15 protein-coding genes are annotated in these 16,514 nt (G+C 49.4%); 5 read left to right on the top strand and 10 right to left on the bottom strand.

Going from position 1 to position 16,514, the window contains the following annotated elements:
* Positions 1-163: 163 nt before the first annotated feature.
* Positions 164-673: a hypothetical protein gene (locus GWC94_RS01265; protein WP_161833189.1), complete on the bottom strand. Its 510-nt coding sequence runs from the start codon at positions 671-673 to the stop codon at positions 164-166.
* A gap of 264 nt (positions 674-937) precedes the next feature.
* Between GWC94_RS01265 and GWC94_RS01260 the strand changes: the two genes are divergently transcribed.
* The gene (locus GWC94_RS01260) at positions 938-1,438 is read left to right on the top strand and encodes a hypothetical protein (protein ID WP_161833188.1); all 501 of its coding nucleotides are present in this window, start codon (positions 938-940) and stop codon (positions 1,436-1,438) included.
* A gap of 253 nt (positions 1,439-1,691) precedes the next feature.
* Here the strand turns inward: GWC94_RS01260 and GWC94_RS01255 are convergent, their stop codons facing one another.
* From GWC94_RS01255 to GWC94_RS01240, 4 genes are all read right to left on the bottom strand, one after another.
* Entirely contained in the window at positions 1,692-2,342 is a 651-nt protein-coding gene (locus GWC94_RS01255) for a sigma-70 family RNA polymerase sigma factor (protein WP_161833187.1), read from the bottom strand.
* 9 nt (positions 2,343-2,351) lie between these two features.
* Entirely contained in the window at positions 2,352-2,732 is a 381-nt protein-coding gene (locus GWC94_RS01250) for a hypothetical protein (RefSeq protein WP_161833186.1), read from the bottom strand.
* 250 nt (positions 2,733-2,982) lie between these two features.
* The gene (locus GWC94_RS01245) at positions 2,983-4,845 is read right to left on the bottom strand and encodes a DUF2075 domain-containing protein (RefSeq protein WP_161833185.1); all 1,863 of its coding nucleotides are present in this window, start codon (positions 4,843-4,845) and stop codon (positions 2,983-2,985) included.
* Positions 4,842-5,264 (bottom strand): nucleotide pyrophosphohydrolase, encoded by a 423-nt coding sequence (locus tag GWC94_RS01240; protein WP_235918417.1) that lies wholly within the window; start codon positions 5,262-5,264, stop codon positions 4,842-4,844. Before GWC94_RS01240 ends, GWC94_RS01245 begins: the two co-directional genes overlap by 4 nt.
* Before the next feature lie 97 nt (positions 5,265-5,361).
* On the opposite strand from GWC94_RS01240, the gene GWC94_RS01235 reads away from it, so the two are divergent.
* The 4 genes from GWC94_RS01235 (at position 5,362) to GWC94_RS01220 (ending at position 8,773) form a co-directional block, all read left to right on the top strand.
* A complete protein-coding gene (locus GWC94_RS01235) occupies positions 5,362-5,928 on the top strand; it encodes a hypothetical protein (protein ID WP_161833184.1) in 567 nt (188 codons plus the stop codon).
* Positions 5,929-5,999: 71 nt separating this feature from the next.
* The gene (locus GWC94_RS01230) at positions 6,000-6,827 is read left to right on the top strand and encodes a hypothetical protein (RefSeq protein WP_161833183.1); all 828 of its coding nucleotides are present in this window, start codon (positions 6,000-6,002) and stop codon (positions 6,825-6,827) included.
* A gap of 100 nt (positions 6,828-6,927) precedes the next feature.
* Positions 6,928-8,376, top strand: coding sequence for a sensor histidine kinase (locus GWC94_RS01225; protein WP_161833182.1), 1,449 nt, complete (start codon positions 6,928-6,930; stop codon positions 8,374-8,376).
* Positions 8,363-8,773 carry a response regulator gene (locus tag GWC94_RS01220; RefSeq protein WP_161833181.1) on the top strand — a complete coding sequence of 137 codons (411 nt, stop codon included), beginning with the start codon at positions 8,363-8,365 and terminating at the stop codon, positions 8,771-8,773. The genes GWC94_RS01225 and GWC94_RS01220 overlap by 14 nt, the downstream gene beginning before the upstream one ends.
* A gap of 122 nt (positions 8,774-8,895) precedes the next feature.
* On the opposite strand, the gene GWC94_RS01215 is transcribed toward GWC94_RS01220, so the two are convergent.
* The 5 genes from GWC94_RS01215 to GWC94_RS01195 form a co-directional block, all read right to left on the bottom strand.
* On the bottom strand, positions 8,896-10,323 hold the full coding sequence (locus GWC94_RS01215; RefSeq protein ID WP_161833180.1) for a TolC family protein: 1,428 nt from the start codon (positions 10,321-10,323) through the stop codon (positions 8,896-8,898).
* Entirely contained in the window at positions 10,316-13,483 is a 3,168-nt protein-coding gene (locus GWC94_RS01210; protein WP_161833179.1) for an efflux RND transporter permease subunit, read from the bottom strand. Before GWC94_RS01210 ends, GWC94_RS01215 begins: the two co-directional genes overlap by 8 nt.
* A 46-nt stretch (positions 13,484-13,529) precedes the next feature.
* Positions 13,530-14,612 (bottom strand): efflux RND transporter periplasmic adaptor subunit, encoded by a 1,083-nt coding sequence (locus GWC94_RS01205; RefSeq protein WP_161833178.1) that lies wholly within the window; start codon positions 14,610-14,612, stop codon positions 13,530-13,532.
* A gap of 99 nt (positions 14,613-14,711) precedes the next feature.
* Positions 14,712-15,095 (bottom strand): hypothetical protein, encoded by a 384-nt coding sequence (locus GWC94_RS01200; RefSeq protein ID WP_161833177.1) that lies wholly within the window; start codon positions 15,093-15,095, stop codon positions 14,712-14,714.
* A 174-nt stretch (positions 15,096-15,269) separates the two neighbouring features.
* Positions 15,270-16,322: an Atu2307/SP_0267 family LLM class monooxygenase gene (locus tag GWC94_RS01195; protein WP_161833176.1), complete on the bottom strand. Its 1,053-nt coding sequence runs from the start codon at positions 16,320-16,322 to the stop codon at positions 15,270-15,272.
* Between the last annotated feature and the right edge of the window lie 192 nt (positions 16,323-16,514).

Below are 16,514 nucleotides of genomic sequence, written 5' to 3'. Positions count from 1 at the left end.
AAATTTAATCCCAATTGTCAGATCAACTCTTAACTTCTACATATTAATTTTATACCGAAATAGTTTAATAGGAGATTTGCCAATCTATTCCCTCACCATAAAAATCAATAATATTCTTTGTAACCTCAGCCATGCCCGTAATCTTGCTGTAGCAATATTGTCCCTATACATCATAAATGAAAATATCTACCTTAAGATCAAGAGTTTGCGATTTGAATTTGTATGTTCCAGGCTTTTTATCGTAGAAGGTATTTGACGAAGTAATCTGCTCCATTAGCGTTTGCTTTCTGTTTGACGATTCGGTAAGAGATATTTCAATAGAGTTATTTTTTTTCTTGATCGTACCGGACGAAGAATAAGTTGGTGAATAATGAAGGCTATTGCCACCTCTTTGTGCAAATGAGAGTATAATAGAACTCCGAACCGAAAATGTGTCTTCTCCTACTATTTTTTTTAGAGATATAGTATCAATACTGCTTAAAGCAATATAACCTCGCCCTATATCTTGGAGTTTGTAATGGCCAGATTCGTCAACTGTTAATGATAATGTAAATGCATTGGAAGGAGTACGATTGTAGAAACTTAATAAGTCAGATGGATTTCCAATAAATTTTGCGCCTTCCGAAATCTCTTCTCCTCGAAAAATGCGCTTATCTGATATAGATTTTTTCACATTGTGAATTCCCTTCTCCTCAGGGTGTACTTAAGCCACCTAAAAAGCGGGAGTCTCCGCGGGGTCTCTCGAAGAGGACCCTGCGGCGCACACACAGCAACCCTGCATGCTGTAAAACACGGGTATAAGCCGAAATAATTTATTTTGCTCTAGGAGATAACTTGCTTTTCAAAAAGTATTGTGAGCGTAAGGCGGAAAATTCATGAAACCAATGGTGTTTTCTTTATCACTTTCACATGTGCCAGGTGGTTGCCATTATTTGAGATGGCGAATGGTTACGATTCTGTGTATAAATGGTTTGATTGCCTGAAAAGGGCCGGACATCATATCGTGGGCTATGTAATCATGCCAAGCCATGTGCATGCAATGATAGCGTTTAAGGAGAGCAGCACATCTATTAATACCATTATTGCCAATGGCAAACGTTTTATGGCATATGATCTGGTAAAACGACTCGCACAGCAAAACAAAACAGAAACTCTGGGCCAGATGGCTGGATGGGTAAACAAAACTGACCAATTAAAAAACCAGAGGCACGAAATGTTTGAACCGTCGTTTGACAGGAAAGAATGTTTCAGCATCAAGTTTATGGAACAAAAGACGAGTTATATGCACCAGAATCCATGTAAGGACGGTCTTGTGTGCTTGCCGGAGGACTATATGCCTAGCTCAGCTAAATATTATTTTACTGGTAACCAAGACACGTATCCGGTGATTACGTACATGCAATTACAGGAAATTGATTTAACTTCATCTCCGTGCTGAATGGCCGTCTTTGAGCCAGTTGACCTATGCGCAGCACCGCAGGGTCCTCTGCGAGAGACCCTGCGGAGAACCGCAATGGTTGTAATGTGTTGGACACCCTGCGGAGAATGAAGTCCTGCAGCCTAACTTTTTTTATCAATATCCTATAAAAACCAAAAAAGAAAAATCCTAAACTGTCAGATCAACTACTAACTATTACACATTAAAAGATGCTGTTGCAATAAAGCTCTAACCCCTGACGAACAAGGCAGCTTTACAACGCATGGATCCTTTTCATCACCCTTTCCGTCAGCGCATCGCAATAGATAAGGTTGAATTCGAACAGTTCGGCTGCGGAATACGATTTCTCGATTTCGTTCCGTAACATCGCTTTTGCCCTGTTCAGCCTGACTTTTACATTGGCCTCACTGATATCGAGCAGGCCCGCCGTTTCTGACACATTCAGCCCCGTCACTTCCCGAAGGGAAAACACCATGCGATAGGCTTCCGGGATACCGGCAAGCGACTCCTCTATGATATGTCCCAGCTCGCGGTTATGCATCTGCCTGTGGGCATCGTTGTTGGAATTGGCATACATGGGTACTGCATTTTCTCCGGCGCTTTCGGCCGCGTATTCATTTTTAAAACCCTGTTTCTCTTTCTTCCGGTAGCAGTTGTTGAGCATGATGCGGATAAGCCAGGTTCTGAAACCCGACCGCCCCTCGAAACGGGCCAGGTTTCGGAATGCATCGATATAGGTATCCTGCATCAGATCCTGCGTATCCTCGTGGTTATAGTTGTACGACCTGCCCACCTTGTACAGGTAAGGATTGAACCGTCTTACAATGATTTCATAAAGCGGTTTCTCGCCGCACAGTATGCGCCTGATAATCTCCGTTTCCGAAAGTTGTTCAAACTGTTCCATACGGATTTGCTACGGGTTTGCTACAAGTTTAGACAGTCTTGCCATTGAGAACGCGGCGATGGCCATCACGAGGTCGCGTACGGCTACGTCTGCATACATAAAACCAAGCAGCAAAGTTAAGGCGATAACCGTAAGCCAGGCCGCCACAATATAACCGCCAATGGCTGGCTTTTTCAGAACAATGATCCCTGCGGCTATCTCTATCACGCCAACGATCATCATAAACGAAGCTGCAGAAAAAGGTAAGCTACCCGCCAGTGTGGGATTGAGGTATTGCTCCCAGTGCGTGAGCAGGTTGGTGAACTTGTCTGCGCCTGCAACGATCGGTACGATAACGAATGTGTACTTCAGCAGGTTGACTGTTTGCTTCAGTGTGGTTGTGTTTTCCATTTTGCCTTTTATTGATTGGAGTAGGCGGGGAAGGAAAAGGTTACAACAGCCGTACTCTGGAACCGATAACACGGTATTTTCCTCGACCAGCTATAATCGATTTTGTCTTTAATACTGTCGTTATTTCCAAAATGTCGTTTATAATCGATTTTATCGGTTTTTTGTCGCCACAATCAGGTCATGGAAGCTGACCTTATCGAAAACCAATTACTCTGAGGTTCCTCCCGAAAAAAAGAATTGAAGGCGAAAACTACCTTCCTCCGGCGATTTTTGCAAAATACTGCCGGGTTTCCGCATCAGCGAAATATACATAACAGCCGCGCATGCCCCTGGTCATCAGTGTGCGGTAGGTGTTTTTGACGATCCTGTCAAGGGTTTCCTTTGCGAGTGCCGGATTTCTGACGAAAAGATTTTTATACCCTTTGACCGAGGTATCCGATGATGCCCGTTGTGCTGTATCGGTAACGACCTGTCCATTCCGCACTACCAGGTCAGCGCCAACGATCACGCCCACATAATCCAATTCAAGACCCTGGCAGGTATGGATGCAGCCAATCTCCGAGACCGAATTGGGGCTGATGATCCATTTACTGCCGTCTTCTGTCAGATTCCATTTGGCTGCGAAATCGAATTCCGGAAAAACGATATCAAAAGCATCTGTATCTTTTTTGCTTTTCCATTTCCAGCAATACCCGGCAACCATGCGTGCACGGTTACCGGCGATATTCTTTTCATAGATGAGATCCCTTAATTGCGAAGGAGAATCCATGACCCTGAAATCATAGGCAATATCAGAAATATCCTCATTGGCTGTCTCGCGTATCTGTAAAAAATTATCCAGCCAGGCCAGGTAGCCATCGGAGCCATTGCACCGGAACTGAGAGCTGAGTTGCAGTTCCGTCACACTGGCTCCCGCTTTATGCGCCCATATTTCAATCTCCCGCTTGGTACCGATGTCTTTCAGGGTGACCCGCTGATCTTCGTCGATAAAAAAAACACTGAATTTAGCGGCTGCAATAATTTCCTTTACCTGGTTTTCTCCCTGGTTGCTATATAGCCCACTGAAGCGGTTTAAGCGGTGTGCCTCATCAACGATCAATGCATCAAACTCGTTCTGCGCGGTTTCTACGAATGCACCCGAACCGCGGAAGAGATTGCGTATCACTGTCGGTTTTACAGTACCCGTAAGTTTTGCCTCGTACACTGCCCTTGGTGCCGCATTTTTTGAGACGTATTGCGCCAACATTCCTGATTTTGTAAGTTCGGCAAGAAGGTTAATGGCTACAACCGATTTTCCCGTACCCGGGCCGCCTTCAACAATCAGCACCTGTTTGTTTTTTTCAGACGCTTTTTTTGCCAGCGCCATTGCATTTTCAAATACAATCTTCTGATCGTCGATCATAACAAACTCGCGGTTACCCTTTAGCATTCTGCCAACGCTGTCGGCCAGCATTTTTGAAGGCCTGATCCTTCCTTCATCAATGCGATACATAAGGTTGGTTTTATCCCCTGTCTTTACATGCTTACGGATAAAATCACGCAGTTGTACCGCATCGCTTTTCAGAAACACCGGAGCTTTTTCGATATACTCCGCAAACGTCGGGTTCCTGATCACATCGTCTTCAACATAATTGTGGAGGTAAGCACAGGGATGAAGCGGGATCTTTTCATTGTACACCACTTCATTGAATCCCTGCAATAACGTGGCATAAGACCATGCCTGGTACGAGGGATGGGGATGTTCACCCACCCGGTTACCTACAAAAGTATTTACGACGGCATCTTTGCCTGTCAGTGTTGCCTGCGACCATTGTTTTAATTCGACGAGAACGACACAGGGTTGCTGCCACTCGTTCTGTCCTGTAATAATAAAGTCAATTCGCTTGCTTGTCTGCGGTATCCGGTATTCAATGGCAATGCCGCAATCTTTCGGTATCATCGGATCCCGCATAACGCGGTCCATATATACCAGCGAATGGGCCCAGGACCTGATTTCGCTGACACCGACACCTGTCTGAAGTTTCCGTTTTACATTTGCAAGGACGATATTCTCGATATCGTTTGAAAACACGTCATCCAGAAATTTTTCCTTTGTGGCCTGGTACACGATCATAGCTCGTTGTATTTTTTTGCCGTTCCCTTCGCTTTTTCCACAGGATACTTTAGTTCAGTTTCCTGCAACTTATCTAACACGATCTTCTTTACATCCCAGTTATATTTGTTTGCCAGAAGAATGGCAAATGAAAACACGTCGGCAAGCTCCTGCTTTATCCTGTCAGGATCGGCATCTGCGGGATCCTTCCACAGAAACTGCTCCAGCAGTTCGCCCGCTTCTATGGAAATTGCCAATGCCAGGTCCTTGGGGTTATGAAACTGATCCCAGTCTCTTGCATTGGAGAACTCCCTTAACGCCTGGGCGATATCCTGTATGTCTGTCATCCTAACAAGATACAGATTTTGCAATACAACCAGTATCCTTTCGCCTGCCGCCGATACGAAGCGGATCATTTTCGCTGCTTGGTGCCTTAACATTTTATTGCGTTTTTTTTAACTTCTGGCACCCGATTGGCACAGTAATTGAATTCAGGGTACTGTTATCCAAGTTTTAAACCTTAAACAATTTATCCCTATGAAAATGCTTATCAGGTCTTCACTGGCAGTGGCTGCTTTGTTCGGTATCCAGTCTGTACAGGCACAGCTCAGTCTGAAAACGGCCGCCGGTGCCACCACCAACGCCACCATCAACACCACACGCGCCACCAATGCCGCTGTAAACGCCGCAGGTAAGGCCCAGGTTGCCACGTCTAAAGCGGTTTCAACAGGCGTATCGGCCACTAAAAAAGCCGGTTCGGCCGCAGTTCAGACCGGCAACCATGCAGCCGGCAGTGTCAACGCAAATGTTTCCACAAGCGGTAACGCCGCTGCGGCTGCCGGTACACAATCGGGTTCGGGTAATGCCAGCATCGGCGCTTCTTCGCAAACAGATGCCAATGTTGACGGAGCCACACTGAAGAGCGAGATCAAAAACGACGCTAAGTCTGCAGCGGGCAAGGCAAAAGCCACAGGAGAAAAAACGAAACAAGCGGCTGCATCCACAGAAGCAAAAACAAAAGACAAACTGAAAACCGCAGAACCTTCCATTAAAGCAGAAGGCGAGGTGAAAGCAAAAACAGCCGTTAAAACCGGCAACCGGTAATTTCTCGTAAATACATACATTTCGATGCCCGGCTGATATGGTCCGGGCATCGTTCGGTAAAAAGCAGGTATATGAAAGATTGTTTACCCAGGTTTCTGCTGCTGGCTTGCTGCTGCATTCCCGGTCTCTTACAGGCGCAGGATTCCACACAGACCGATCGGTTCAACCTGTCGGCAAATTACCAGTCGGCACTGCATTATTTTGGCAGAACAGACAGCCTTAAAAGCAGCGGTCTGTTTCCTTCCATCGGTTTTCAGTCAAAAACCGGTTTGTATGCGCAGGGGAATTTCATTTTCACGCAAAACAAAGCCACCCCGCTCGCCTACACAGGCACCACGATCGAGGCGGGGTACCGTTTTCCACAGCGCGGTGGCTGGAGCGGCAATATTTTTTACACGCATTTTCTGTACCGCGACAAAACCACCCTGGTTCAGTCTGCGCTAAACTCGCAGGCCGGGTTCAATATCCAGTACAACAACCCCGTGCTGAACATTACCGCCGGCGCGGATGCAAAATTCAGCAGCCAGACAGATTTCGGCGTAACAGCGGGTGTTGACCATCTTTTTCTCTTCAGGGGGCAACACCAAACGGCATTTGCCATAGATCCGTCGTTTTACCTGTACGCGGGCACGCAGAAATTTACGCAGCGCTACTTTGAAAAAGCCGGCCTGCCCCTGTTCCCCTTCACACAAACCAGTTCGCGGGAGGTAACAAAATTCAACATACTTTCCTACGAGGCTTCCATACCCTTTGTTTTTGTGGCGGGTAAGTTCAATGCGTCGGTAACACCGGCCTACGTGCTGCCGCAAAACCTGGTAACCGTTGCAGGAAGACCCGACCTGTCGGAGCGAGGCAGAAATATGTTCTATGTTACCGTAAGTGCGGGGGTAAGACTATAGACCGGCACCGGTTATTCTTTAAACAAATTTTCATCCGGATCTGCATCGGGCGCCCCGTAAAACGCGGTTATTATCCTGCCGATAGTTGTACCTTCAACCGATGCAGACCAGACCCGGACTTTACCAATTGGCATCCCAGCTTGCCGGACTCGGTATCTGGGAGTACAATCTTGAGAACGGCCAGGTCTATATCAACGATATTGTCCGCAATATTGTTGAGCTGCCCGGAACGCAGCAACCTTCGCCGGATGCATTTCTCGGCTTTTTTGAAGATGCTTCCACCATCCGCAGTCTTACCGGCGAGGTAACCCGCACAGCCAGTCCCTGCATGATAACCACCCGGCTGATCACCATTACGGGCCAGCGGAAATGGGTGAAGCTGCGGATACAGGGCAGCTACGAACAGGGTATGTGCCGGTTTCTGTACGGCACGCTCGAAGATGTGACCGTTGAAGAAACCCTGCAGCGTTTACTGGAAGAAAGGGAACAGCGGTTTTCGCAGGCTTTCAACAATGCACCGATCGGTATGGCGCTGGTAGGACTGTCCGGCAGCTGGATAAAAGTGAACGCCAGTCTCTGCGAAATGATGGGATATCCCGAAGACGAATTCCTCAAACACACTTTCCAGGATTTTACCTATCACGCCGATCTTGAAATCGACCTCGGTTATGTAACACAGCTGCTGGCGGGCAGGATCAAATCCTACAGTATGGAGAAACGCTATCTCCATCGCAACGGCAACCTTATCTGGGCCCTGCTGAATGTTTCGCTGGTTAAAAGCAGCAGCGGCGAACCCCTGTATTTTGTATCGCAGATCAAGGATATCACCGAACAAAAAAGAAATGCCGAAACCATCCGGGCGCAAAACGACAGGTTGCTCAATTTTGCGCACATTGTTTCACATAACCTCCGATCGCATACGGGCAATATCAAAGCGCTGACCGATCTGGTGCTGCGCGAAGCCAACCCTGCGGAAGCCAGCCACCTGATGAGATTATTGTCAGACAGTGCCGACAGTCTGCTCGAAACCATCAGCGACCTGAACAATGTGGTGGTGATACAGGAAAAAACTTCCGTTGAAAAACAATGGCTGGTGCTGTCTGAAATGGTGGAGCGTGTGCGTACCATTCTCTATGCCTCCCTGCTGCAGGAGCAGGCCGAGTTGCGCAACCAGCTGCCTGCCACGATACAGGTGCTGTTCAACCCCGCCTACCTTGAAAGTATTTTTGTGAACCTGGTCAGCAACAGCCTGCGCTACCGCCATCCCGAACGCCATCCGGTGATCGATATCACTGCCACGGAAACCGGCGACAGCATCCAGGTAAAAGTGTCCGATAACGGACGCGGATTCGATATGAAACTGTATGGCAGCAAACTTTTCGGTATGTACAAAACTTTTCACGGGCATCCCGACTCGAGGGGCCTGGGACTGTTTATGGTGCGAAGCCAGGCAGAAGCCATGGGCGGTTCCGTTACGGCCGAGAGCGTTGTAAATACAGGCACCATCTTTACCATTGATATTCCAAAACCACGGCATGAAAAATATTGACCTGGCCTGGCTGGTTGACGACGACAAAATATATACCTATGTCATGACCAGACAGCTGCAGCAACTGGATTGCTGCGGCAAGCTGGAGACTTTTGGTAACGGGCAGCAGGCCATCGATGCCCTGCAATCCAACAGCGGCAACGCCGGGGAGCTTCCTTCGCTTATCCTGCTCGATCTGAATATGCCGGTGCTCGACGGTTGGCAATTCCTGGATCAGTTCGCGGAGCTCCGGCTCAGCAAGCGGGTATGCATCTATATCGTCAGTTCTTCCATCGACCCCCTGGATCATGACAGGATACAGCAGTACAACTGCGTTGCCAATTTTTATGTGAAGCCGGTAAAAAGAGACGATATACAACAGATCATTGCAGAAGTAAAAAGACTGGTGGATCAGTGACCGGGCGGTTTTCTGCCAGCCGCGCTCTTGCCGAAAACAGACAGCGTCTGCAGCAGGCAATAAAAAAGCCGGCCTCCCCTTGAAGCCGGCTCCAAACTACACTATATCTATCCAAAACCGTATCATCGCCAACCGCCGCCAAGATCGCGGTATACGCCCACGACCGCAGCCAGCTGTTGTTTTTTTGTTTCGATCAGTTCGAGTTTCGCCTCCAGTGCATCGCGTTGCGTCATCAGTACTTCTAAATAATCAGCCCTGGCGGATTTGAACAGGTCATTAGAGATATCGATGGAACGTGTTAGTGCATCCACCTGTTTTGATTTGAGCTCGTAACTCTTCTGCAGGTTGCCGATGCCGGACAGCTGTGTGGACACTTCTATGTACGCATTCAGGATCGTACGTTCATAGTTGTAGATGGCCTGCAGCTGCTTTGCATTGGCATTGTAGAATTCCGCTTTGATGGCGTTCCTGTTGATCAATGGCCCTGCCAGGTCGCCCGCCAGCGAAAACAGCAGTGACTCTGGAAATTTCACCAGGTAACTCGGCTTGAACGCCTGAAAACCCAGGGCTGCCGAAATACCGAACGAGGGATAGAACTCCGCACGCGCCACTTTGATATCCAGTTTTGCCGCAGCCAGTTCCAGTTCCGCCTGTTTGATATCGGGCCGGTTTACCAGCAGCTGCGAGGGAATACCCGACTGTACCGCTGCCGGCGACAGTGCCAGTATATTACCCCTGGTTCTTGCAATCTCCTGCGGAAAACGGCCGAGCAGCAGGTTGATCCTGTTCTCTGTTTCCCTGATCTGCTGCAGTATATCGTATTCGAGGCTTTGTGATTTCAGCACCTCTGCTTCAAATTTTTGCACGGCCAGCTCGGTTGCCCTTGCCGCATCTTTCTGCACTTTTACGATACCCAGTGCATCCTGCTGCAGTTTGATGGTTTGTTTTACAATATCGAGCTGACTGTCCAGCGCCAGCAGTTCGTAATAAGAACCCGCCACTTCCGAAACAAGACCGGTGAGTACGAAATTTTTCCCTTCCACCGTGGCCAGGTAACGGGCGATGGCCGCTTTTTTGGCATTGCGGAGTTTTTTCCAGATATCCACTTCCCAGTTGGCATAGGCGGCGGCTCCCCAGTCCATCAGCACTTCCGGCACCAGTTTGCCCGGTACGATCTCTGCAGATGCGTCGCCCGCACCCTGACTGGTGTACCGCCCCACTTTCTCTACGCCGATACCTGTTCTTACACCAACAGAAGGCAATAATGCGCCCTGTTTACTGCGGATATCATTCCTGGCGATTTCTATTTCCTGTAAAGTGATCCTGAGCTCCTGGTTATTCTTCAGCGCCGTATCGATCAGGTTTACCAGATGGGCATCGGTAAAGAAATTACGCCACTGCACAGCCGCGCTGTTGGCGCTATCGCTGCTGCCTGCATATGCCGTGGGTACCGATCTGTTTTCCGACTGTTCAACGATCGCCGGTACTTTGCAGCTGACTGCCACCAGGCAAACAGCCAGTATACCCATCCCTATTTTCGGTCTATACATTGTTATCGATTTCTTCGGTTAATGGATTTTCTTCCTCGTCTTTTATCAGTATTCTTTTCTCTGCAATCTTGCCGAAAATGAAATACAGTCCCGGTATCACGATCACGCCAAACACTGTTCCCAGCAGCATACCGCCTGCCGCGGCGGTACCGATGGTTCTGTTACCGATCCGGCCCGGGCCTGTTGCCACCACCAGCGGTATCAGTCCGGCGATAAAGGCGAAGGACGTCATCAAAATGGGACGGAACCTCGCTCTCGACCCTTCCATGGCGGCCTGCAGCACCGTTGCACCGGCACGATGACGCTGCACCGCAAACTCCACGATCAGTACCGCGTTCTTACCCAGCAGACCGATCAGCATCACCATGGCCACCTGTGCATAGATATTGTTTTCCAGTCCCAGTAATTTCAGTAGCAGGAATGCGCCGAAGATACCCGCGGGCAAAGAGAGGATCACAGACAGCGGTAGAATGAAACTTTCGTATTGTGCGGAAAGGATCAGGTATACAAATCCCAAACAGATCAGGAAGATCCATATAGCCTGGTTACCCTGCGCCACTTCGTCTTTGGAGATACCCGCCCAGTCGATGCCAAAACCTCTCGGCAATGTTTTCTGCGCCACTTCATTGATCACGCGTATCGCTTCGCCGCTGCTGTATCCCGGTGCGGCCGCGCCACTGATCTCCGAGGCATTGTACATATTGTGCCGGGTGATCTCTGAAAGCCCGTATACCTTCTCCATTTTCATAAAGGCGGAGAACGGCACCATTTCGTTTTTATCGTTCTTTACGTACAGTTTGAGAATGTCTTCCGGCAGGGCCCTGTATTCAGGCGATGCCTGTATGATCACTTTATACTGCCTGTCGAATTTGATAAAGCTGATCTCGTAGTTACTGCCTACCATCGTAGACATGGTACTCATGGCATTATCGATACTCACCCCTTTCTGCTGCGCAATATCATTATCGATACGGAGCATGTACTGCGGAAAGCTGGCGCTGTAGAAACTGAATACGGAAGACAGTTCTTTGCGTTTGCCCAGTTCCTTTACAAACTCGTTGCTTACGGTTTCCATCTTCTTGTAATCGCCCGAACCCGCTTTATCCAGCAAACGCAGTTCAAAACCGCCCGCTGCACCGTACCCGGGTACGGCCGGCGGCTGAAAGTATTCGATGGTGGCGCCTGTAATGTCTTTTGATTTCTCTTCGAGTTCAAGAATGATCTCCTGCACCGAATGCCTGCGTTCTTCCCATGACTTGAGGTTGATCAGACAGGTACCCGAGTTAGAACCGGTGCCTTCTGTCAAAATCTCGTAACCCGCCAGAGAAGAAACCGAACTCACACCTTCGATACCTTCCGCCACTTTCTGCAAACGTTCGGCTATCTCGTTGGTTCTCTCGAGCGAGGAACCCGGGGGTGTTTGAATAATGGCGTAGAACATACCCTGGTCTTCGTTCGGTATAAAACCCGAAGGCACTTTGCCGTTGAGATACCATACACCCAAACAGAATGCCACCAGCACCCCGAAGGTTACCAGTCTGCGGGTGATGATCCTGCCAAGCAGACCCTGGTAACGGTCGGCTGTTCTCTCAAACCTGCGGTTGAAGCTGTCGAGGAACAGGTTGACCGGTGTTTTTCTTTTGGGCTTGCCATGTGTGTTCTTCAGGATCATGGCGCAGAGTGCCGGGGTAAGTGTAAGCGCTACGATACCCGAGAGAATGATCGCCGTGGCCATGGTGATGGAGAACTGGCGGTAAAAGATACCGACAGGCCCCGACATAAACGCCACGGGTATGAACACCGCAGCCATCAGAAAGGTAATGGCGATCACCGCGCCGGCGATTTCGTGTATCGCCTTGCGGGTGGCCTTCAGCGGTGAGAGATGTTCTTTCTCCATTTTTGCATGCACGGCCTCTATCACCACGATGGCATCATCTACCACGATACCGATCGCCAGCACCAGCGCAAACAGGGTGATCAGGTTCAGCGTAATACCGAAGAACTGCATAAACACAAACGTGCCGATCAGCGAAACAGGCACCGCCATGGCAGGGATAATGGTAGAACGCCAGTCGCCGAGGAACAGGAATACCACCAGTCCCACCAGTATAAAGGCTTCCATCAGTGTGTGCACCACTTTTTCTATGGAGGCATCCAGGAATTTGGATACATCGTAGCTGATCTCATAGTTCATTCCCTTGGGGAAGGAAGCGGCTTTTATCTCGGCAAGTTTTTTCTTCACGTTTTTGATCACCTGGCTGGCGTTGCTGCCGTAGGATTGTTTCAGTACGATGGCCGCCGAAGGCTTGCCGTTGAGCGTGGAGTAGATATCGTACATCGAACTGCCGAATTCCACCTCTGCCACATCTTTCAGCCGCAGCAGTTCGCCGTTGGCGCTGGACCGTACCACCACGTTTTCGTAACCTTCCTTGGTGGTAAAACGGCCGGGGTATTTCAATACGTATTCAAAAGACTGGGACCGCTTACCCGAGCTTTCACCGGTTTTTCCGGGCGAGGCTTCAAGGCTTTGTTCGTCGAGCGCTTTCATCACTTCATCGGCAGATATCTTGTATGCCAGCATGCGATCGGGTTTGAGCCAGATACGCATGGCATATTCGCGGTTACCGAGGATGTCTGCAAAACCAACACCATCCACGCGTTTGATCTCGGAAAGGATATTGATATCGGCAAAATTGAACAGGAATTTCTGGTCGGCATTCGGGTCATCGCTGTACAGGTTGATGTACATCAGCATATTCGATTCTTCGCGCGTGATCTTCACACCTTCGCGTACAACCAATGGCGGCAGTTTGTTTACAACAGAAGCCACGCGGTTCTGCACGTTAAGCGATGCCTGGTTGGGATCGGTGCCCAGGTTAAATACGACCTGGATATTTGCCTCGCCGTCATTACCGGCGTCGGATGCGATGTATTTCATGCCGGGTACGCCGTTGATCGCTCTTTCGAGAGGGATCACCACGGATTTGATCAGCAGTTCATTGTTGGCGCCGGGGTATTCTGCGATCACACTCACTTTGGGAGGAGAAATCGAAGGAAACTGCGTTACCGGCAGTTGCACGATCGCCAGCACACCCAGGAATACGATAATGAGTGAGATAACGATCGAGAGTACCGGTCTTTGTATAAATTTATTGAACATGGAATTTTACGGTTAAGGGACTACAGTGCTGTTTCATCGATAATGATTATTCCGCTTTCAAACGAAGACGTGAGAGCACTTCTTCCGGTTTTTTGAACTCGAATGCAACCTTATCATCGTCTTTTACTTTCTGTACGCCTTCAAGCAATATTTTGTCATTTGTTTCAAGACCTTTTTCCACCACATACAGATCCGGGAGCCTGCCTGCGATGGTGATATTCCTCGAATGCACCACATGGTTGTTATCGATCACAAATACATAGATCTTATCCTGTATCTCGTAAGTGGCTTTTTGTGGAATGATCAGCGCGCCGCGGAACGGAACGGTCATCATTACCTTACCGGTTTCTCCGTTCTTCAGCAATCGCTCCGGGTTCGGGAACCTGGCGCGGAAAGCGATATTGCCCGTTTCGCTGTCGAATTCGCTTTCAATGGTTTCCACATCGCCTTTGTAGGCCAGCGGTTTGTTGTTTGCCAGCAGCAGGCTCACTTTGCTGTTTCCCCGGTTCTTTGTGTTGGTCTGGTAATCGAGGTATTCGGGTTCGGACACGTTGAAGTAGGCAAACATCTGGCTGTTATCCGAAAGACTGGTCAGCAACTCCCCTTCATCGATCAGGCTTCCCAGTTTTTTGGGGATACGGTCAATCGTGCCGTCGAACGGTGCCCTGATCTCTGTAAAGGAAAGATGCAGTTTGGCAAGCGTCATCTGCGCTTTGGCCTGGTCCAGTTTTGCCTGTGCCATGGCCTGTTCATTTTTTGACACCACGTTTTTCTGCACCAGTGCGCGGGTATTATCGAGTTCTATTTCGGCCACTTTTACTTCGGCCTCTGCTTTCTGCAGCTCTGCCTCATAAATTTTGGGCATGATACGAAACAGTAACTGGCCGGCTTTTACAAAGCGGCCTTCATCAACATAAATGGCTTCCAGGTAACCTTTTTCCTGTGCTCGTATTTCGATATTGCGCACAGAGCGTATCTGCGACACATATTGTTTTACAAAAGAAGTATCCATCCGAACAGGGGTAGTGGCAATGTACTTTTCGGGTTCTTCTTTTTGTTCCCTGGCCTGTTTACAGCCTGTTTGGCCCAGCAGCGCCACAAGGCCTGCGAGCAAGATCATTTTTTTCATGACAGTTGTAATAAATAATAAGCGATGCTATGCCCGGTGCGGGCAATTCAGTTCATGGCTTACGCAATCGGGGTGTAATGGATAGAATAAGGTGTGGGATCAGATGCGCAGTACCCGCTGAACAAGGTATTTGTCGGATGACAAACCGCCCATAGGCTTATAAAATGCCCGGCAGTTATAAAGACGGCTTAGCGCAAACAGGTACGATGACGTGAGCGAAGCCCTGAGCAGGGACCTGAGTTTGCGTGCAACGGTATCATTATTGTCTTCTTCGTCTTCAAAGTTGTCGGCAACCAGGTATTCGGCCTTGGTATCGAGATAGATGGATTTGAGCAGGGTCTGGTCCTGCGCTATGCCCGCCGTCTGTGCAGCGGGAGCCTGAAGGGCAGTTACCGCGTTCCCCGAAAATACCGGCATTGCGGCAGCATAATTGCCACCACTGAGCAGTAGTATCAGGAATACAAAGAATGCGGTTGCCTTCATTTCGGGCCCGAAAATAGAGAAAACCCGGGAGGAGAAAAAAAATGCATATGTACCAACAGGTGAAATAAAGCTTAAATCTCGGCCCGTGATGGGAACGGATGATCGGGAAAACCGCTGCCCGACCCATGCTCAGCCGCCGCTCCGTTCCTTGTTCATCTGTTCCTTGTTCCTTCTTCATCTGTTCCCCTTCTCCTCTGTTCGCACTGCCTTTCTGACGGCGGGCACCACTATTTCCCCAAACAGCCGGATGGATTCCATGGTTAGATGGTGGGGTACGGGGCCTACGCTGTCCTGTGCAAGAAAACGGGTGTTGCCGAAGAGTTCGTACTGGTGCAGTATCTTATCGATGACCTGCTGCGGGCTGCCCACCATCAGTGCACCCTGGGGCGACCTGGCAAATTCGTATTGCTGCCTGCTCAGCGGAGGCCAGCCACGGTCGCGGCCCACACGGTTCATCTGCGCAGCATAATAAGGGAAGAAATCATCGGCTGCTTTCTGCGAGTCTTTCCCGATAAATACATGGTTGTTCACGCCAAACTGCAGCTCAGACAATTGCCTGCCCGCGCGAAGTGCTGTTTGTTTATAGAGATCGATAAAACCCCTGAACTGCTGCGGCTGGCCGCCGATGATGGCCAACATCAGCGGCAAACCCAGGTTGGCAGCGCGCACGGCGGATGCGGGTGTACCGCCCGCGGCAATCCATACGGGCATCGATGCGCCGAAAGGATGCGGATATACCTGTAACCCGCGGATAGCAGGGCGGTGCCTGCCCTGCCAGCTGACAGGCTCATTTTTGTTCAGCTGCAGCAATAACGTCAGTTTTTCGCTGAACAGCTCATCATAATCTTCCAGGTCGTAGCCGAATAAGGGATAAGATTCAATAAAAGAGCCGCGACCTGCCATGATCTCGGCCCTGCCGCCGGAGAGAAGATCAACCGTGGCAAATTGCTGGTATACCCGAACGGGATCGTCGGAGCTCAATACCGTTACCGCACTCGATAACCGGATATTCTTTGTAATGGCTGCCGCCGCCGCCAGTACCACGGCAGGTGATGACACGGCGTAATCTTCGCGGTGATGTTCCCCAATGCCAAACACATCCAGTCCCAACTGGTCGGCAAGACGGATCTCCTCGAGCAGGTCCTGGATACGCTGCCGCCCGTTACTGCCTTTCCCTTTTTCTGTTTCGGGTTGCATATCCGCAAAACTCATGATGCCCAGTTCCATAGTCGCTGTTTGCTGCAAAGTTCGGTAAGACGGTCGTTACGGCAAACACCTGATCGGCCCTGTGCAGAACGCCATTTGTAAAAATACCAACGACTGTTTTCGGGATAGCCGCCCAGGCACCCCATCCTGTTTTGTAAAGTGCAGGTCGTGGTATTACGACAAATTTACCGTGCGTTCTTATGCCGATGGATA

Origin of the sequence: Sediminibacterium soli (genome assembly GCF_009939225.1) — a bacterium.
GTDB classification, from domain to species: Bacteria; Bacteroidota; Bacteroidia; order Chitinophagales; family Chitinophagaceae; genus Sediminibacterium; species Sediminibacterium soli.
This window is presented reverse-complemented; position numbering and strand designations above follow the sequence as displayed.